The sequence below is a fragment of the Streptomyces sp. NPDC051636 genome (assembly GCF_044453765.1).
In the GTDB taxonomy this organism is placed as follows: domain Bacteria; phylum Actinomycetota; class Actinomycetes; order Streptomycetales; family Streptomycetaceae; genus Streptomyces.
In genome coordinates, this window is record NZ_JBITDA010000012.1 from 177,209 (window position 1) to 194,647 (window position 17,439).

Sequence of the window (17,439 nt, forward strand, 5' to 3'; positions counted from 1 at the left end):
CAGGGATTCATCCCTTCCATTCCGGGGCGGGCAGCCCGAGGTGCGAGCGCAGCGTGGTCCCCTCGTAGGCGGTGCGGAACGCGCCACGCTCCTGGAGCAGCGGCACCACCCGGTCCACGAACTCGTCGAGTCCGCCGGGCGTGAGGTGGGGGACGAGGACGAAGCCGTCGGCGGCGTCCCGGCGCACGTACTCCGCGAGCCCGGTGGCCACCGCGTCCGGCGTGCCGACGAAGGACTGGCGGCCGCCGGCCTCGCCGACGGTCTCGGCGGCCCGCTCCCGCGCCTCGGCGGCGGTGTCGCCGAGGACGACGGTGACGCCGGGCATGATCTTCAGGTCGTCCGGTGCGCGGCCGTACTTCTCCAGACGGCGCTTGACGTCCGCGTAGAAGGAACGTCCCGCCTCCAGGGACCCGTGCCGGGTACCGTGCTCTTTTGGGGAATGCCCCCCGGACCCCCACCCGGAGAGGACCACGTCGGCGCCGGCCGCGGCGAACTCCCGGCCCTCGTCCGAGTCCCCCGCCTGGATCACCACCGGGTGCCCCTGCGGCGAGCGCGGCACGGTGAACTCGCCGGCGATGTCGAAGTGCCGCCCCCGGTGCGCGAACGGCCTGGGCAGCCCGTCCGGCGTCCAGGAGTCCCACAGCTCCCGGGCCACCGCGACGAATTCGGCGGCCCGGGTGTACCGCTCGGCGCGGTCCGGACAGCCGCCGCGCCGGAAGTTCTCGCCGGTGCGGGCGTCCGGGGAGGTCACCACGTGCCAGGCGGCCCGGCCCCCGCTGAGGTGGTCGAGCGTGGCGAGACGGCGGGCGAGTTCGTACGGCTCGCTGAAGGTCGCGTCGACCGTGGCGGCGAGCCCGAGCCGCTCGGTGACGGCGGCGAGGGCGTTCAGCACGGCGAGCGACTCGGGCCGCCCGACCACGTCCAGGTCCTCGATCCGGCCGTTGTGCCCGGGCGGCCGGAGTCCTCCGGTGAGGAAGAAGAAGTCGAACAGGCCGCGTTCGGCGGTGCGGGCCAGGTGCTCGAAGGAGGAGAACTCGATCCGCGGCTTCGAGCTGGGGCCGGCCCGGACGGAGGTGTTGTCGACGCCGGGGAAGCACGCCGCCAGATGCATCCGTTTCCGGAGCCGTACGGTCATGACGCTCCCCCGGTCACGGCGTACTGGTTGGCGGGGCGGGCCAGGCCCAGGTGCTCCCGGAGCGTGCTGCCCGGGTAGAAGGTGCGGAACAGGCCGCGGTGCTGGAGCAGCGCGACGGTGCCGTTGACGAGCCGCTCCAGGTCACGGCGGGGCTCGGCGGGGGTGAGGTGGAAGCCGTCGACGACGCCGTCCGCGTGCCAGGCTGCGATGAGCTCCGCGAGGTCGACGGGGCCGCCCCGGTACAGCGGGCCCTGCGCGGTCTGCCGGGGGCCGCCCCCGCCGTGGCCCGGCTCGGCCGCGTGTTCGCCGTCGCCGAGGTCGACGACCAGGGCGACCAGGACGCGGAGGGTGTCCGGGTCCCGCCCGGACTCGGCGGCCGCGGCCCGCAGCTGGTCGCGTACGGCGGCGGCCTGGGCGGGGTTCGCCGCGCGGACGAGGGCGACGTCGGCGTACCGGGCCGCGGTCGGCCGGGCGGGATCCTCGGTGGCGTCGACCACGCGGACGGGGTGCCCTTGCGGGGGCCTGGGCACGATCGAGGAGCCCCTGACCGAGAAGGCCGAGCCGGTGAAGTCGACGTGGTGCAGCTTGTCCCGGCCGACGAAGCGGCCGGTCGCCACGTCCCGTATCCCGGCGTCGTCCTCCCGGCTGTCCCACAATCGCGCCGCCACGTCGGCGACTTCGCCCGCCTCCCGCCACAGGGCGTCGGCGGGGGCGGCATGGCGGCGGCCGAAGAGGCGGGCCTCGCCCTCGGTGGTCGAGACGTCGATCCGCCAGCCGGCCCGGCCGCGGCTGACCCAGTCGAGGGTGGCGACGGCGGCCTGCACGTGGAAGGGCTCGGTGTGCGTGGTCGTCACGGTCGGGACCAGGCCGATCCGGTGGGTGGCGGGCGCCACCCGGGACAGCACGGCGAGCGCGTCGAGGCCGGGCCGCGCGAAGGTGTCGTCGAGGGTCACGAAGTCGAGCCCGCCGCTCTCGGCGAGCCGGGCCAGCTCGACGTAGGAGCCGGCGTCGTACGCCGACGGCTGGTCGACGGCGGCGGCCAGGTGCAGCAGCGCCCGGCCGGGCGGTGCGGTCATGTGGGGGAATCCTTTCACTGAGCGATCGAGTCTCAGAGCACCTTCGAGAGGAACGCCCGCGTCCGCTCGTGCCGCGGAGCGTCGAGTACGTCGGCGGGCGTGCCCTGCTCGACGATCCGCCCGCCGTCCATGAAGACGACGGTGTCGGCGACCTCGCGGGCGAAGCCGATCTCGTGCGTGACGACGATCATCGTGGTGCCGTGGCGGGCCAGGTCTCTGATGACGTCCAGGACTTCACCGACCAGCTCGGGGTCGAGCGCGGAGGTCGGCTCGTCGAAGAGCAGCAGCTTCGGCTCCAGGGCGCGCGCGCGGGCGATGGCGACGCGCTGCTGCTGACCACCCGACAGCTGCTTGGGGTAGGCCTCGGCCCGGTCGGCGAGACCCACCCGGGCGAGCAGCCTGCGGGCCTGCTCCACGGCCTGCTTGCGGGGCCGCTTCAGCGCGGACACCGGTGCCTCGATGAGGTTCTCCAGCACGGTGAGGTGCGGGAAGAGGTTGAAGTTCTGGAAGACGAAGCCGATCCGGGTGCGCTGCCTGAGCACCTCGCGCTCGGGCAGCTCGTACAGCTTGTCGCCGGACCGGCGATAGCCCACCAGGGCGCCGTCCACGCTGATCGCGCCCCGGTCCGCCTTCTCCAGGTGGTTGACGGTGCGCAGCAGCGTCGACTTGCCGGAGCCTGAGGGGCCGAGGACGACGGTGACCTCACCGGCGCGCACCTGCAGGTCGACGCCCCTGAGGACCTCGAGCGGGCCGAAGCTCTTGTGGACGGACCTGATGTCGACCATGACGCTCATCGCGGGACTCCTCGGGGTCGGTTGGTGGACGGGACGGCTCATGCGGCGGCGCGACACGCCAGGTCCCGCAGGAACTCCAGCGCGGCCCGGGCGGTGGCGTCGTTCTGCCGGAAGGCGGGCCCGCCGGTGCGCGGCCGGGTGAAGGCGCCGGGGGTGCGGCCGTCGGTGTACGGGCCGAGGGCGAAGCGCCGGGGGTGCGGCCGGCCGGCCCGGTCCAGGATCCGTCCGTCGGCGGGGTCCACCCGGAGCAGCCCGTCGGGGGTCTCGGCGGCCCCGTCGGCGTGCAGCTCGCGCAGCAGGGTGTCGCGGGCCCGCCCGACGGCGGGCTCGGGCAGCCGCGCCTCGACCAGCGCCCGGGCCTCGACGGAGAAGCCGGGCACGGTGGGGCTGGACGCGCGGAACACCCCGTCCGCGGCGGTGACGGTCATGCCGGCGCCGGCGAACCGCAGCAGGCCCGCCCGGGACAGGGCGAGCATCTGCCGCAGCCGCGGTCCGGGCGGCCCGGAGGCGAGGTAGCTGAAGAAGCCGTGCCACCAGGGGCCGACGGAGCCGAGCCGGATCAGCTGCCCGTAGACGGAGAGCAGCCCGAGGAAGACCGCCAGGTCGGCGCTGTGCCGGGCGTCGTGGCGGCGGTTCAGGTCGCCCTCGATGTACTCCCGCAGCCCGTCCTGGAACTCCTCGTGCGAGGCGTACCGCACCCCGTCCAGCGGCTGGTCGAGCGCGGCGAGGTCGAGCCGGTCGGCGGGGTCCGGCACGGCGGACGCGACGAGGGCCTGGAGATCGGCGGCGTCTCCGGCCGTGTACTTCTCCTCGAAGTCGGTCCAGGCGATGGCCGTCCGCTCGGGGTGGGCGGTGAACAGCCGGTGGTAGTGCGCGAAGCCCAGCTCCTTCTCCACCAGCGGCCACACGTCCCGCCGGAAGTCGAAGCCCTCCGGCCGGGCGAGGAGTTCCCCGGTCTCGGCGGGCCCGAAGAAACGGGGCAGCGGGGGCCGTTCGCCGGTCCAGTCGTAGCCGATCTTGGAGTGGTACGGGACTCCGCGCCGGGAGCCGACGTACACCACCGGCTCCCGTCCCGAGGGCAGGTACGCGCCCCCCTCGTACCTTCCGCCGCGTCCCTCGGTGAGCAGCACCATCAGGTCGACGAAGGCCAGCCCGAAGCCGCGGACGAGGACGGGTTCGCCGGGCTTCAGCACCGTCAGGTCGCTGTCGGCGGTGAAGTCGGGCGGAAGGTGGACCAGGCCGTGGGTACCGGCGTACGCGGTCAACTCGGCCTGGTCGGCGTCGGGTTCGGCGTCGAGGTGGCCGAGGGTGAGGACGACGAGGTCGGCGAGGAGCGGGCGCGGGCGGCCCTCCAGCCAGACCTGCTGGCGGCCCTCGCGCGGGCCGCTGACCCGCAGGGCGCGCCGGGGGTGGTGGTGCACGGTGACGCCCGGCGGCAGGTCGGCCACCGCCCGGTCGTACACCCAGCGCAGGTAGTCGCCCTGGATCCGCCGGTCCGCGAAGGTGCGTCCGTCCAGGCCCGCCCACTCGTGCAGGGTGGGGCCCTCGCGCACGGGGCCGGCCATCTCCACCGTCTCGTCGGTGAACATGGTCACGTCCTCGGCGTGCGAGTTCATCCACAGCAGCGGGGACTGCGCCGCCCGCCAGATGCGTCCGGCGCCCGGCGGGTGCGGGTCGACGAGATGGATGTCGAGGCCTCGACCGGCGTACAGCCCGGGCGCGTTGGCGGCGATGCGCTCCAGCAGACCGGTCCCCCGCGGCCCGGCGCCGACGATCACCAGCGACGGCCTGAAGGCGCTCACCGGGTGCGCTCCGAACCGCGCGCGTAGTGCCTCTCCACGTAGTACTGGCCGGCACTGAGCACCGAGGTGACGACGGTGTACCAGATCGTGGCCACCATCAGCAGCGGGATGACCTGGTAGGTGCGGTGGTAGATCAACTGCGCCGAGAACAGCAGGTCGTTGACGGCGATGACACTGACGATGGAGGTGCCCTTGAGGGTGCCGATCAGCATGTTCCCGGCGGGCGGCACGATGGAGCGCATGGCCTGCGGCAGCACGATCCGCCGCAGGCGGCGCCGGCGGCTCAGGCCGAGCGCCTGGGCGGCCTCGATCTGGCCGTGGTCGACGGAGAGGATGCCGCCGCGCACCACCTCGGCGGCGTAGGCGGCCTCGTGCAGGGTGAGGCCGACGACGGCGACGGCGACCGGGCCGAGCAGGTTGACGGTCCTCACGCCGAAGACCTGCGGGTACAGCGCCCCGATGTTGAACCACAGCAGCAGCTGCACCAGGATCGGGATGGACCGGAACAGCCACACGTACCCCCAGCTCACCGCCCGCAGCACGGGGTTGGCGGAGAGCCGGAACGCGGCGAGCAGGGTCCCCAGGGCGAAGCCGAGGACCATCACCACCGCGGTCAGCCACAGCGTGAGCCACAGGCCGCGCAGGATGGAGCCCGAGGTGAAGTAGTCGGCGACGACGTCCCACTGGAACGCCTCGTTGCGCAGGAGGGAGTTGACCGCGAGGCCGAGCAGCGCGAGAACGACGGCGGCGGCGGTCCACTGGCCGGTGCGCCGCCGCGGCACGATCCGTGGGACGTCCGCCCGCTCCGGTATGTCAGGTGCGGCGGGGACTTTGGCGAGGGTGTCGGAAGACATGGGAAGGCTCCGTGACGCAGGTCGAACACGGGTGGGTGCCTTCACACGGACGCGCCGTGCGGCGCGCTACGGCCGAGCCCCTCAGCAGGGCCGTCCATCGACTCTACGGGGCCGTTTCCCCTCACTGTCAAGGCCGTCCGTCATGTGAGCCGCTCGTCTCAAGTCGGTTGACGCGGAACCGGATGCCTGTTCCACTTGGCCCATGCATCCACAGCAGTGGCTGGTCACCCGCTCCCACATCGACTTCGGTCGCGTGTGGTCCTGTTCCTGTTGAGCCGACCCCACTGCGCGCCCTGATCCCGTGATCCGGCGGGGCGCCTTCCGCGTTCTCCCTCCTTCGCCTTCACACGCGCACCCCTCCCCTCGCGCTCCGCATGCCTTCCGCTTCCAGGAGACCGCTCACGATGCGTACGCCCACGCATACCCGTAAACGACATTTCGTGCCTTTTGCACTGATCACCTCGGCAACGCTGCTGCTCACGGCATGCGGTTCGGGCTCGGGCGACTCCGCCGACGCCGTGGGCGCCGCGGCCCAGGCCGACAAGGTCCCCACCACGGACGTCGTCTCCGGCGTCCGGAAGGACGAGGCGGCCGCCGAGCTGCTGCCCGCAGGCACCACCGGCCTCACCGCCGCCATCAGCGTCAACGGCACCCCGCCCGGCACCACCTACCTGGACGACGGCAAGACGCTGACGGGCCAGGACGTCGACTTCACCAAGGCCGTCGCGAAGGTACTGGGCATCAGGCTCAAGGTGGAGCAGGCGAGTTTCGAGGCGATCCTGCCCGCCCTGGGCAGCGGCAAGTACGACTTCGGCGCGAGCAACTTCGGCGTCACCGACGAACGCCGCAAGAACATCGACTTCGTCACCTACATCAACGACGGCCAGGGCTTCGCCACCCGCAGGGACAGCAGGCTGCCGAAGGTCACCGACCTCAGGCAGCTGTGCGGCCTGAACGTCGCGACCGGCGCCGGCACGACCTTCGAGGCCACCCTGGAGGAGAACGAGAAGGTCTGCGCCGACGCGGGCAAGAAGGCGTACCACGTGCAGACCTACGCCGAGTCCAGCGCGATCTGGTCCTCCCTCCAGCAGGGCCGCAGCGACATCGTGATGTACACCATCAACGGCCTGCGCTACGCCGTGACCCACCAGCCGGGCCTGAGGTTCCTCAACGAGTACCACCGCCTCGACGTCGGCTTCGCCTTCAAGAAGGGCACGAAACTGGCACCGGCCTTCCGGGCGGCGGTGAACAGGCTCATCGCCGACGGGACGTACGAGAAGATCCTGAAGAAGTGGGGTACGACGGGCTCGGCGATCAGCGAGTCGCAGGTCTCCCCACCGGAACCGAGGAACTGAAACGGCCGGGGTCCCGTCACAGCCCGCAGTCGCAGCAGGAGCAGCACTCCAGGCACTCGCAGCACTTACAGGCCTCGCAGCACGAGCAGTCGCAGTCGTTGCAGCAGCCCTTCCGCTTCTTCCGCGACCAGGGCCCCTCGTACTCGTCGGCGCAGCACACCTTGCAGGTGCAGCACAGTCCGAGGGCGACGGCGCACCCGGCCCAGAAACCCCGCTTGTCCGGGCGCGGCGGCTCGCCGCCGAAGGGGTTGCCGTACGGGTTGCCCGGCGCCTGGGGCGCGTGGTGACCCGGGGGCGGACCGAAGGAGGCCTCGGGGGCGTGCCCGCAGGACCGGGTCCCGAACGCCCGGTCCACCGAGCGCCGCAGCTCGTGCACGAGCAACAGGTGCGCCAGCTTCCCGTCCTCGAACTCGACCTCCCGCAGAGCGAGCCGGATGCCGTGCAGGGCGTCGTCGGCGAGCCGTCGGGCCTCGGCGAGGGAGGTACCGGTCGCGGTGAGCGGGTTCCAGGCGCCGCAGGCGGCGTCGGCCGCGCGGTCCTCCACGGCGTCCAGGAGGTGGGCCAGCCGTCCGAAGAGCCGGCCGGCCTCGGCGAGGGGGGCGGCGTTGCCCGGCCGCCCGGCCAGGACGGCGGTGTGCGCGAAGGCGGCGGCGGTGGCCGTCTCGGTCGGCTCGGTCACGGTCAGGACCGGCGTCCCCGGGCCCGCGAGGGCCTCGATGCCGAGCTGCCGGTCGACGGCGTCGACGAGCACGGCGGTGTCGAACCCGACGTCCGCACCGGTGCGGACGCCCGCGCGTCCCCAGTTGACGGCGACCCGGCGGGCGGCGCGCGCGACCGGCCTGCGGGCCAGCAGTCCGTCCCCGTCGGCGACATGGTCGCGCACCTTGGCCGAGGCCAGCACCAGCGAGACGGCCGCCGCGAGCCGCGCGCCCTCGCCCCGGGCCACGGAGGCGGTGCGCATCCCGCGCAACGGACACGGGCCGGCCGTACGCCGCAGGCGACTGTCTGGCCGGGCCTGAGCCTCCGTCAAAACCGATATGAGAAGACCGTCATAGTTCGTCACGATTCGCGCGAATTGCCCGTGATCCCCGCGCAATGCGAGGCACAGCCCGCACAAATGGGCCATCCACTGGGTTTTGAGGCTTTCCCCGAGCCGGTGACTACAGGGCCTGACGATTCCGAACACGACGATCCCCCGCGGTGTGATGCGATGTTGAGCTGCGGCATCGTATCGGCCGACTGTCGGTTGATAGCAGCCGCCGCGCTCACCCGGACGCACTACATGTCACCCGTACGCCGCCGACAATCATATTTCACTCCCAGTCAGCAGCCGTGTAGAGCACGACCCTTGGGGCACACGGGCTCTCGACGGATTCGCTGTGCACCAGTACCGTCACAAACCCCCCGCGCGGCGTCTATCCACTTGGCGCACCGTCCGCATCATGGATGACCATAGGGATGCGGAAAGCAAGAATGACCGCTGTGAGAGGAGGCGTCCATGGGATCGGTACGCAAGGCGAGTGCGTGGCTCGGCCTCGTTGACGACAACGATGACGAGCGTTACTACGACGACGATTACTCCGAGGGGACCGAGCCCGGGGATGCCTGGGTCACCGACCCGCGGGTGAAGGTGGCGACGGACGTCGCCGAGGAGAAGGGCCGCCGCATCGGCACGGTCACCCCGGACAGCTTCCGGGACGCCCGGGCCATCGGCGAGCTGTTCCGGGAAGGGGTCCCGGTGATCATGAACCTCACGGCCATGGAGCCCGCCGACGCCAAGCGCGTGGTCGACTTCGCGGCCGGGCTCATCTTCGGCCTGCGCGGCTCGATCGACCGCGTCTCCAACCGTGTGTTCCTGCTGACCCCCGCCGACACGGAGATCATCAGCGGTGAGGCGGGGTCCCACCGCTCGGACGGCTTCTTCAACCAGAGCTGAGGCAGGGCCGCTCACCGGCCCTCCCCCCCCCCCGCAGCGTTCTACCGGAAGGCGTCGAGCCCGGTGAGTGCCTTGCCCAGCACGAGCTGGTGCATCTCGACGGTGCCCTCGTAGGTGAGCACCGACTCGAGGTTGGTGGCGTGCCGCATCACGGGGTATTCGAGTGAGATCCCGTTGGCACCGAGGATGGTCCGCGCCGTACGGCAGATGTCGATGGCCTCGCGGACGTTGTTGAGCTTGCCGAAGCTGACCTGCTCGGGACGCAGGCGGCCGGCGTCCATACGCCGCCCCAGGTGGTGGGCGAGCAGAATCCCCTTGTGCAGTTCGACCGCCATGTCGGCGAGTTTGGCCTGGGTGAGCTGGAAGCCCCCGATCGGCCGCCCGAACTGCTCCCGTGACTTCGCGTAGTCGACCGCGGCCTCGAAACAGGACCGGGCCGCTCCCATGGCTCCCCAGACGATCCCGTAGCGGGCGTGGGAGAGACAGCTGAGCGGGCCCTTGAGCCCGACGACCTCCGGGAGTACGGCGTCGGCGGGCAGGCGCACGTCGTCGAGGACGAGCTCGCTGGTGACGGAGGCGCGCAGGGACCACTTGTGCTTGATCTCGGGCGCGGCGAAGCCGGGGGTGCCGGTGGGGACGACGAATCCGCGGATGCCGTCGTCGGTCTGCGCCCATACGACGGCGACGCCGGCGACGGACCCGTTGGTGATCCACATCTTCCGCCCGTTGAGCACCCAGTCGCCGCCGTCGCGTTTGGCGTGGGTGCGCATGGAGGCGGGGTCGGAGCCGTGGTCGGGCTCGGTGAGCCCGAAGCAGCCGATTGTCTCGCCGGCCGCCATCCGGGGCAGCCAGGCCTGCTTCTGCTCCTCGCTCCCGAACCGGTGGATGGCGTACATGGCGAGCGACCCCTGCACGGAGACAAGGGACCGGATCCCCGAGTCGGCGGCCTCCAGTTCCAGGCAGGCGAGCCCGTACTGCACGGCACTGGCCCCGGCGCATCCGTACCCGGTGAGCGACATCCCGAGCGCCCCGATACCACCGAGTTCCCTCGCCAGCTCCCTGATACCGGGAAGCTCGCCCTGCTCGTACCACTCGGCGACATACGGCAGGACACGGTCCGCCGCCCACCCGCGCACGGTGTCCCGGATCGCCAGGTCCTCCGGGCTCAGCAGGTCATCGATGCCGAGGGGGTCGGCCGGGTCGAACGGGGGCAACTTCGAGGACGCGGACATAGACCCTCCGATAAAACTAGCACTGCTAGTCAAGATTTCCGCCCCGACGTTACGACGTGCCGCCGGGTCCGTCCACCCCCGCGCGCCGGCAGTACGCCGCCGGCGGCGTCGACCGCCGCAGGAAACGTCCGTCCCTCGGCCGACGCGCACGGGTGATGGGCGGGCGGGAGACCCCCGCGAAGCCGAGCGCAGCGGTCACGCCGACACGCGGGACCTTTCCGGCTCGCGGGGCGCCGGCACCTGCACGCCGGCCCCCTCGCACTGCATCACCAGCGGCAACCGCACCGCCATCACCGCCCCGAGGAGCAAAAGCACCGCGCTCACCAGCAGCGTCACATGCAGCCCGTGCACGAAGGAGTCCCGTGCCGCCCGCCGCAGCGCACCCCCGACACCCCCGCCCAACTGCCCGGCGACCTCATAGGCCTCCCCCAGCGAATGCCCCGCGGACGCCGAAGCCGACGCCGGAACACCCGGCACGGACGCCAGCCGGGGCGCGTACGCCGCGTTCATCACGCTGCCGAGCAGCGCGATCCCGATCCCGGCCCCCAGCTGGTACGAGGTCTCCCCGATCGCCGCGGCGCCCCCCGCCTGCTCGGCCGACGCCTCGCTCAGCATCGACTCGTACGCCCCGAACAGCGTCGTCTCCAGCCCGAAGCCCAGCAGCACGAACCCGAACAGCAACAGGCCCGCGTTGTCCCGCCCGCCCATCCCGGTCAGCGTCAGCACGGCCGCCGCCGTCAGGCAGAACCCGGAGCACACCATCCGGCGAGGCCCGAAGCGCCGCAGCATCCGCGCCCCCGCCAGCCCGGCCGCCATCGCCGCGATGGTCAGCGGCAGCAGACGGAGCCCGGTCGCGAGCGGCGACAGCCCGAGCACCAGCTGCAGGTATTGCGCCGCGATCAGTTCCAGCCCCACCAGCGCGAGCATCGCCAGCACGATGCACCCCACCGCCGTACTGAAGGCGGGCCGCCCGAACATCCCCAGATCCACCAGCGGATACGGCCGCCGCCGCTGACGGCGTACAAAGAGGAACAGCAGCACCGCGCCAATCACCAGCGGCGCCACCGTGAACACACTCAGCACCGGCTCGCCGCCACCGAGCCGCTTCACGCCGAGCACGACCCCGAACAGCCCGCCCGCCGCCATCAGCGCGCCGACCACGTCCCAGGGGCCGTCCCGCTCCCCCGTCGACTCGGGCAGCAGCATCCGCCCGACGGGCAGGCTGACCAGCATCAGGGGGATGTTCACCAGGAACACCGCGCCCCACCAGAAGTGCTCGAGCAGGAAGCCGCCGAGCAGCGGCCCCACCGCCGCTCCCACCGCGGCCACCGCGCTCCAGATGCCGATCGCCAGCGCCCGCTCGCGCCGGTCGGGGAAGACCTGACGGAGGATGGACAGCGTGGCCGGCATGATCATCGCGCCGCCGACGCCGAGCAGCGCCCGGGCCAGGATCAGTACCTGGGCACTCGGCGCGAAGGCCGCGACGGCGGAGGCGACGCCGAACAGCGCGTACCCGAGGAGCAGGATCCGCCGGCGGCCCACCCGGTCGCCGAGCGTGCCGAAGAGGATCAGCAGCGAGGCGCAGACGAGCGGGTAGACGTCGACGATCCAGAGCAGTTCGATGGCGCCGGGCCTCAGGTCCTCGGTGACGGCGGGCACCGCCACGTGCAGTACGGTCGCGTCGAGGGCGACGAGGAGCAGGCTGACGCAGAGGACGACGAGGACGACCCAGCGGTTGGCACCGGCCCCGGCCGCCCGACGGCGCAGCGCGGCGGCAGCCGTGGTCGTCCCGGACATGTACGTACCTCCCAGAAGTTTCCTCGGTTCGGCGGGCTCGCGGGGGTGGGGATTCCCCGCGACTTCGGCCGGAGGAGCGGTGGGGTCTCCGGCCCGCGCAAACGAACGCGAGTGACTCAGCAGCGTACGCGAGTTCGTTCCGCAGACACGTGGCGGACCTCTCACACTCCCACGGAAGACATGTGGCGTACGCCACAGCCACTGTCCTTGACCACGCCCCGGTGAACCGTCCGGTTCCGCACCCGGTCGATAATCGGGCCCGTGACCGATCTTGCGACGCGCGGGGCACCACCCCGCGTCACGCCCCTGCGCCGGGCGGCCCCGGCCCTCCTCGGGTACGCCGCCGTCCGCGTCGTGGGCCTGCTCGTGCTCGCGGTGTGGAGCGCGGCGCGGGGCAAGAGCGCGTACACGCTGCTGACCGCCCGGTGGGACGCGCTGTGGTACACGCGGGTCGCCGAGCGGGGCTACGGCTACGAGGTGCGCCTGCCGAACGGCGACGTCCACTCCGACCTGGCCTTCTTCCCGCTGCTGCCATGGCTGGAGCGGCTGTTGCACGCGCTGGCCCCGCTGTCGTACGCCGACGCCGGCTTCGTCGTCAGCCTGCTCGCCTCGCTCGCCGCGGCCTGGGGCGTCTTCGCGGTGGCGGACCAGGTGTACGGCAGGCGGGCCGGGGTCTGCGCGGTGCTGCTGTGGGCGGTGCTGCCGGTCGGGATCGTGCAGTCGATGGCGTACAGCGAGTCGCTGTTCACCGCGCTCGCGGCCTGGTCGCTGTACGCCGTGCTGACCGGCCGGTGGGTGACCGCGGGGACGCTGGCCGCGCTGGCCGGGCTGACCCGGCCGGTGGGGCTCGCGGTGGTCGCGGCGGTGTGGGCGGCCGGGGCGGTCTCGTTCGTGCGGGATCGCAGCGCGTCCCGCGCGCACGGCGCACGGGACGAGGAACGCGCCCCTGGCTCGAGGGAGTACACCCCCGGCCCGGCGGGCGGCGCACCCGCCACGCCGCGCGCCCCTCGCCCCACCACCGGCGCACCCGCCACGCCGCGCGCCCCTCGCCCCACCACCGGCGCACTCTCATGGCCCCGCGCCCTCGGCATGCTCCTCGCCCCCCTCGGCGCCGCCGCCTACGTCCTCTGGGTCGGCCACCGCACCGGCAAGGGCCCGCTCGGCTATCTGGACGTCCAGGCCGGCTGGCGCAACGGGTTCGACGGCGGATACGCCTTCGCACGCTTCGTGGCCGACAAGTTCACGTCATTTCCGTCCGCCCTCGCCGGGCTGGCGCTGATCGCCGGGGTCGGGCTGGTGATCTGGCTGTACGTGATCGGCGTACGACAGCGCCAGCCGCTGCCGCTGCCGGTGTACACGGGTGTCGTGGTCATGCTCGCCCTGTGCGCGTCGAGCTACTTCGGCTCCAAGCCGCGCCTGCTGCTGCCGGCCTTCCCGCTGCTGCTGCCCCTGGCTCTGAGCCTCGCCCGGCTGCGCACCCCGCGATCCGCGCTGGTCACCGGCCTGGTGGCGGTGGCTTCGGCGGCCTACGGGGCGTTCTGGCTGAACGGCTCCGGTCCGCCGTGATCGATCCGGCCCGGACGATGAGCGCCCGGAGAATTCCACACCACCATTCGGTAAACGAATTCATAAGCGCCACAAAACCAGCGACCGGCATGATCAAAGGAATTACGGGAGAGGGTTGGAGAGGATTGTCGAATCCTCAGAATTAGGAACCCTCCTGAGAGGTTTCCCACATCACATCGTCATCACAAAGCCACTGATTCGACCGGAGAGAGAGCTCACTCGCTGTAACGTCGATTGGGTGCGTACCGAACGAAACCTCACCCGTCGTCTGGACCGGGTGTTCGCCAGGCTGGACCGTGAGCCGGAACGGCCGGCCCACATCGATGTGCCGAGGATGAGCCGGCACCGGGTCGTGCTGTTCTCGGCGACCCTGGCTTTCTACCTCGCGATCGTGTGGGCCGTGGTGACCACCTCCTGGCTGGTCCGGCTCGACTGGCAGGTCATGTTCTTCCGGCCGTACCAGCAGTGGTCGGGTATCCACTGGTTCGTCGACTACTACGTGGTGCTCGGCCAGCGCGGCCCCACCGCCGTGATGGTCGCGGCCTGGCTGGGCTGGCGCTCCTGGCGGCAGCACACCATCCGCCCGCTGCTGACCCTCGGCGCCTCGCTGCTGCTGCTCAACATCACGGTCGGCGCCGCCAAGATCGGCATGGGACGGCTCGGGCCGCACTACGCCACCGTGATCGGCTCGAACGAGATGGGCCTGGGCGGCGATATATTTCCCAGCGGCCATACCGCGAACGCGGTGGTGACCTGGGGAATCCTGGCATATCTGGCCTCCACCCCGAGAGCCCGCCGTTGGCTGTCCGCCGTGTCGGCGGTGACCTCGCTCGGCGTCGGCATGGCCACCGTCTACCTCGGTACGCACTGGCTGAGCGACGTACTCCTGGGCTGGGCCGCGGGGCTGCTGATCCTGCTGGCACTGCCGTGGTGCGAGCCGCTGATCGCCCGGGCCGAGGTCGCCCTCTTCGACCTGCGCGACCGCTGGCGCGACCGCCGCGGCCGCACCGCGCCCGTGCCGGTCCCGGTCACCCCGGTGGTCCTCAAGCCGCGCACCGTCCCCGCCGAGGAGGCGGCGCCGGCCCGCGAGCCGGTTTCCTCGGTCCGCTCGCCCCGGGCGCCGGTCCACCGGGCGGGCGGCCCGCACGCGGTCCGTTCGGAGCGCACGCCGGTCACCCCGGCGGGCAGTCGCCGCCCGCCGCATCCGGAGCGCGTCCCGCGCGGCGCGGCCCCGGCGGCCCGCCCCCTCTCGGGCGGCTGACCGCCACCGAGACAGCGGGGCAGGTACGCACGGCCACCCGCGCACGGCGAAGGCCCCGGTTCCCGTACTCGGGAACCGGGGCCTTCGCCGTCGTCCGCGCGTCGTCGTTCTCGCGGCTCACCCTTTCCAGGCGCGCGCCACCCGGCCGTCCCGCACCTCGAAGTTCAGCCGTCCCGCCCGGTACTCCATGGTGATGATCGCGCCGGGCGGCAGCGACCGCACCGTCGACCAGCCCCGCTCCCGCGCGAGCCGCTCGGCACGCGCCGTGTCGAGGCCGACGTACCCTTCCGGACTGTCCTGGGGCTCCGGTGACGGAGTGGGAATCGGTGCCATACGGCCACGCTAGCCGGGTATCCCTCCCCGGTCACACTTCTGTCACAGGATCACGACAGGCGTTCCGGCCGAACTCCGTCACACGTACGGGGGTTTCCGTGCGGCTTACCGGTGCAATCGAACGTAATTCCCGCACGCCGATCCGGTGCGTCGAATAGCCCGGCGGAAAGTGCCATTCCCTTTCGATCCACGCGATGTCGCGCAGGCTCACATCGGGTAATAAATTCACGATTTCGGCACAGAACCCCCGTGCGGAGCATCTCCCAGGGCGCGGGACAGCCGGTCGCGAGCCGTCCTGATCGCACCGGTGAGCTCGATGGGCTCCAGCACCTCGAACTCGAAGCCGAGCATCATCACGTGTCCAGGCTCGCGGCGCCGGTACGCAGGACGCAGGCGTCCGCGCCGTCGGGTTCCAGCGTCCCGGCGGACGGCGAGATCCGCCCGGCCGCCTCCGCCAGGGGCACCAGCAGCCGGACGGCGGCGTGCGAGGCGTACGCGCGCGTGGAGACCCCGCGGGAGACATAGGCGGCGAGGTCCTCGGCGGGTGGTTCACGGGGGGTGAAGCGGGGCCCGTGCGGCGGCCTGGGCGTGACGCGGTCGACGCGGAAGGTCCGCCAGTCGGCGCGGTCGAGGTCCCAGGCGACCAGGTACCAGCGGCGTTCGGTGCACACCAGGCGGTGGGGCTCGACGGTGCGGCGGCCGGTGCTGCCGTCGTGCGCCCGGTACTCGAAGCGCAGCCGCTCGGCGTCCCGGCACAGGTCGGCCAGTTCGGTCAGGACGGCCGGGTCGACGGCGGAGGGCTGTGGCCCGCGCAGCATCGGCACGGTGAACGCGTTGAGCGCGCCCACCCGGCGGCGCAGCCGGCCCGGCAGCACCTGCTCCAGTTTGGCGAGGGCCCGTACGGAGGTCTCGCCGATGCCCTCGATGCCCTGCCCGGCGGCCGTACGCAGCCCCACGGCGACGGCGACCGCCTCGTCGTCGTCCAGGAGCAGCGGAGGCAGCTCCGCCCCCGCCCCGAGCTGGTAGCCGCCGCCGGTGCCGGGGCTGGCGTTGACCGGGTAGCCAAGCTCCCGCAGCCGGTCCACGTCCCGGCGCACCGTGCGCGCGGTGACGCCGAGCCGGTCGGCCAGCTCGGCGCCGGACCACTCGCGGTGGGCCTGGAGCAGCGAGAGCAGGCGCAGCAGGCGTGCGGAGGTCTCCAACATGGGGCCGAGTCTGCCAGCCGATGCGGACAGCCGCTGTCCTCATGTGGAGCTCATGAGGACAGCGGCCCGGCTGAGCCCGTGCGGCCCGGCTCAGATCGTGAGGCGCTGCCCGGGCACGATCAGGTTGGGGTCCCCGCCGATGACCAACTTGTTGGCGGCGTAGATCCGCTGCCAGGTGGTGCCGTGCCGGGCGGCGATCCTGCTCAGCGTGTCGCCCTCGCGGACGGTGTAGTTCCCGCCGGACGAACTGCCGGACGTGGTGCGGGACGTACCGCGGTTCGTGTGGCCCGTCGAGCGCTCCGGTGCCTTCGACGGCTTCGACGGGGCCGACTTCGTGGTGGCCGTGCCGGAGGAGGCCGCCGCCGGTGCGGCGCCGGAGGCCCCGGCCCGGGCCGAACAAACCGGCCAGGCACCCCAGCCCTGGGCGCGCTGGACCTTGGTGGCGACGGCGATCTGCTGTGCCCTGGTCGCCTGGTCGGCGGTCGGCGCGTAGGCCGTGCCGCCGTACGCGCGCCAGGTGGAGGCGGAGAACTGGAGCCCGCCGTAGTAGCCGTTGCCGGTGTTGATGTGCCAGTTGCCGCCGCTCTCGCACTGGGCGATGCGGTCCCACACTCCGTTGTCCGCCGCGTCGGCGTTGCCGGTCGCCGCCAGCAGTCCGAGCGGGGCGAGCAGCGCCGCCCCGGCGAGGACCGCCGCCGTACGGCCCTTGCGGGCGCTGTCCTTGCGAGCGCTGTCCTTACGAGCGGTGCTGCGGGTGGTATCGGCACATTCGGACATGTAATTCCCTCTCCACGGACCCGGGGTCCCCCAGGCGGGGCGCGGTCCCGCGCATGGACGCGGTTCGCGCGCTCCGCCCCGTCCGCCTCAGCCGGTGCTGCGGTGGTGCCTGCCTGCTCTGGCCGGCGGACGTACCCGGGCGGTGCTCGTTGCACACGGCGGAGGAATGTAGGGAGCCCGGCGAGCCGATAGCAACCAACTCACCGTCCTGCCTGGCCAGTTCACTGTTACCGTGAGTATCGGCGATTTTCGGTCACCCACTTCATTCGCCGATTTCCTGATTTGTCGACCAGCCACTCGGGCTACCTGTGACCCA

15 protein-coding genes and 1 pseudogene are annotated in these 17,439 nt (G+C 72.2%); 4 read left to right on the forward strand and 12 right to left on the reverse strand.

All coding sequences use genetic code 11. The annotated features are described in order from the left end of the window. Nucleotides 1-7 precede the first annotated feature (7 nt). The 5 genes from ACIBBH_RS22330 to ACIBBH_RS22350 are packed head-to-tail and all read right to left on the reverse strand — an operon-like array spanning nucleotide 8 to nucleotide 5,661. Nucleotides 8-1,135, reverse strand: a complete 1,128-nt coding sequence (locus tag ACIBBH_RS22330) for an LLM class flavin-dependent oxidoreductase (RefSeq protein WP_399407153.1) — start codon at nucleotides 1,133-1,135, stop codon at nucleotides 8-10. Further along, the gene (locus ACIBBH_RS22335) at nucleotides 1,132-2,211 is read right to left on the reverse strand and encodes an LLM class flavin-dependent oxidoreductase (RefSeq protein ID WP_399407155.1); all 1,080 of its coding nucleotides are present in this window, start codon (nucleotides 2,209-2,211) and stop codon (nucleotides 1,132-1,134) included. Before ACIBBH_RS22335 ends, ACIBBH_RS22330 begins: the two co-directional genes overlap by 4 nt. Nucleotides 2,212-2,243: 32 nt before the next feature. Then, nucleotides 2,244-3,005, reverse strand: a complete 762-nt coding sequence (locus ACIBBH_RS22340) for an amino acid ABC transporter ATP-binding protein (RefSeq protein ID WP_399407157.1) — start codon at nucleotides 3,003-3,005, stop codon at nucleotides 2,244-2,246. A gap of 38 nt (nucleotides 3,006-3,043) precedes the next feature. Continuing rightward, nucleotides 3,044-4,807, reverse strand: coding sequence for an FAD/NAD(P)-binding protein (locus ACIBBH_RS22345; protein ID WP_399407159.1), 1,764 nt, complete (start codon nucleotides 4,805-4,807; stop codon nucleotides 3,044-3,046). Next, nucleotides 4,804-5,661, reverse strand: coding sequence for an amino acid ABC transporter permease (locus ACIBBH_RS22350; RefSeq protein ID WP_399407161.1), 858 nt, complete (start codon nucleotides 5,659-5,661; stop codon nucleotides 4,804-4,806). Before ACIBBH_RS22350 ends, ACIBBH_RS22345 begins: the two co-directional genes overlap by 4 nt. 404 nt (nucleotides 5,662-6,065) lie before the next feature. Here ACIBBH_RS22350 and ACIBBH_RS22355 point away from each other — a divergent pair, with 404 nt between their 5' ends. Next, nucleotides 6,066-7,016 carry an ABC transporter substrate-binding protein gene (locus tag ACIBBH_RS22355; protein WP_399407163.1) on the forward strand — a complete coding sequence of 317 codons (951 nt, stop codon included), beginning with the start codon at nucleotides 6,066-6,068 and terminating at the stop codon, nucleotides 7,014-7,016. A 16-nt stretch (nucleotides 7,017-7,032) separates the two neighbouring features. Here ACIBBH_RS22355 and ACIBBH_RS22360 read toward each other — a convergent pair whose 3' ends face one another. Then, nucleotides 7,033-8,202: a DUF5685 family protein gene (locus tag ACIBBH_RS22360; protein WP_399407165.1), complete on the reverse strand. Its 1,170-nt coding sequence runs from the start codon at nucleotides 8,200-8,202 to the stop codon at nucleotides 7,033-7,035. A 312-nt stretch (nucleotides 8,203-8,514) separates the two neighbouring features. On the opposite strand from ACIBBH_RS22360, the gene ACIBBH_RS22365 reads away from it, so the two are divergent. Then, nucleotides 8,515-8,952: a cell division protein SepF gene (locus ACIBBH_RS22365; protein WP_399407167.1), complete on the forward strand. Its 438-nt coding sequence runs from the start codon at nucleotides 8,515-8,517 to the stop codon at nucleotides 8,950-8,952. 41 nt (nucleotides 8,953-8,993) lie between these two features. Here ACIBBH_RS22365 and ACIBBH_RS22370 read toward each other — a convergent pair whose 3' ends face one another. Beyond that, a complete protein-coding gene (locus ACIBBH_RS22370; RefSeq protein ID WP_399407169.1) occupies nucleotides 8,994-10,184 on the reverse strand; it encodes an acyl-CoA dehydrogenase family protein in 1,191 nt (396 codons plus the stop codon). Nucleotides 10,185-10,379: 195 nt separating this feature from the next. Then, a complete protein-coding gene (locus tag ACIBBH_RS22375) occupies nucleotides 10,380-11,981 on the reverse strand; it encodes an MFS transporter (RefSeq protein ID WP_399407171.1) in 1,602 nt (533 codons plus the stop codon). Between the two features lie 261 nt (nucleotides 11,982-12,242). Here ACIBBH_RS22375 and ACIBBH_RS22380 point away from each other — a divergent pair, with 261 nt between their 5' ends. Together ACIBBH_RS22380 and ACIBBH_RS22385 are read left to right on the forward strand one after the other, a co-directional pair. Further along, nucleotides 12,243-13,547 (forward strand): mannosyltransferase family protein, encoded by a 1,305-nt coding sequence (locus tag ACIBBH_RS22380; protein WP_399407173.1) that lies wholly within the window; start codon nucleotides 12,243-12,245, stop codon nucleotides 13,545-13,547. A 238-nt stretch (nucleotides 13,548-13,785) separates the two neighbouring features. Further along, nucleotides 13,786-14,808, forward strand: a complete 1,023-nt coding sequence (locus tag ACIBBH_RS22385; protein ID WP_399407175.1) for a phosphatase PAP2 family protein — start codon at nucleotides 13,786-13,788, stop codon at nucleotides 14,806-14,808. A 117-nt stretch (nucleotides 14,809-14,925) separates the two neighbouring features. Here the strand turns inward: ACIBBH_RS22385 and ACIBBH_RS22390 are convergent, their stop codons facing one another. The 4 genes and pseudogenes from ACIBBH_RS22390 to ACIBBH_RS22405 all read right to left on the reverse strand — a co-directional run bounded on the left by ACIBBH_RS22390 (nucleotide 14,926) and on the right by ACIBBH_RS22405 (nucleotide 17,123). Beyond that, nucleotides 14,926-15,141: an I78 family peptidase inhibitor gene (locus ACIBBH_RS22390; RefSeq protein WP_399407177.1), complete on the reverse strand. Its 216-nt coding sequence runs from the start codon at nucleotides 15,139-15,141 to the stop codon at nucleotides 14,926-14,928. 31 nt (nucleotides 15,142-15,172) lie between these two features. After that, entirely contained in the window at nucleotides 15,173-15,352 is a 180-nt protein-coding gene (locus ACIBBH_RS22395; RefSeq protein WP_399407179.1) for a hypothetical protein, read from the reverse strand. Between the two features lie 14 nt (nucleotides 15,353-15,366). Beyond that, a pseudogene (locus ACIBBH_RS22400) lies at nucleotides 15,367-16,346 on the reverse strand (helix-turn-helix transcriptional regulator). A 90-nt stretch (nucleotides 16,347-16,436) separates the two neighbouring features. Further along, nucleotides 16,437-17,123, reverse strand: a complete 687-nt coding sequence (locus ACIBBH_RS22405; RefSeq protein ID WP_399407181.1) for a transglycosylase family protein — start codon at nucleotides 17,121-17,123, stop codon at nucleotides 16,437-16,439. Nucleotides 17,124-17,439: the final 316 nt, after the last annotated feature.

Bases quoted from the DNA above. Each gene is read 5' to 3' on its own strand.
- ACIBBH_RS22330 (WP_399407153.1), bottom strand. From the start codon at position 1,135: ATGACCGTACGGCTCCGGAAACGGATGCATCTGGCGGCGTGCTTCCCC.
- ACIBBH_RS22335 (WP_399407155.1), bottom strand. From the start codon at position 2,211: ATGACCGCACCGCCCGGCCGGGCGCTGCTGCACCTGGCCGCCGCCGTC.
- ACIBBH_RS22340 (WP_399407157.1), bottom strand. From the start codon at position 3,005: ATGAGCGTCATGGTCGACATCAGGTCCGTCCACAAGAGCTTCGGCCCG.
- ACIBBH_RS22350 (WP_399407161.1), bottom strand. From the start codon at position 5,661: ATGTCTTCCGACACCCTCGCCAAAGTCCCCGCCGCACCTGACATACCG.
- ACIBBH_RS22355 (WP_399407163.1), top strand. From the start codon at position 6,066: ATGCGTACGCCCACGCATACCCGTAAACGACATTTCGTGCCTTTTGCA.
- ACIBBH_RS22365 (WP_399407167.1), top strand. From the start codon at position 8,515: ATGGGATCGGTACGCAAGGCGAGTGCGTGGCTCGGCCTCGTTGACGAC.
- ACIBBH_RS22370 (WP_399407169.1), bottom strand. From the start codon at position 10,184: ATGTCCGCGTCCTCGAAGTTGCCCCCGTTCGACCCGGCCGACCCCCTC.
- ACIBBH_RS22375 (WP_399407171.1), bottom strand. From the start codon at position 11,981: ATGTCCGGGACGACCACGGCTGCCGCCGCGCTGCGCCGTCGGGCGGCC.
- ACIBBH_RS22390 (WP_399407177.1), bottom strand. From the start codon at position 15,141: ATGGCACCGATTCCCACTCCGTCACCGGAGCCCCAGGACAGTCCGGAA.
- ACIBBH_RS22405 (WP_399407181.1), bottom strand. From the start codon at position 17,123: ATGTCCGAATGTGCCGATACCACCCGCAGCACCGCTCGTAAGGACAGC.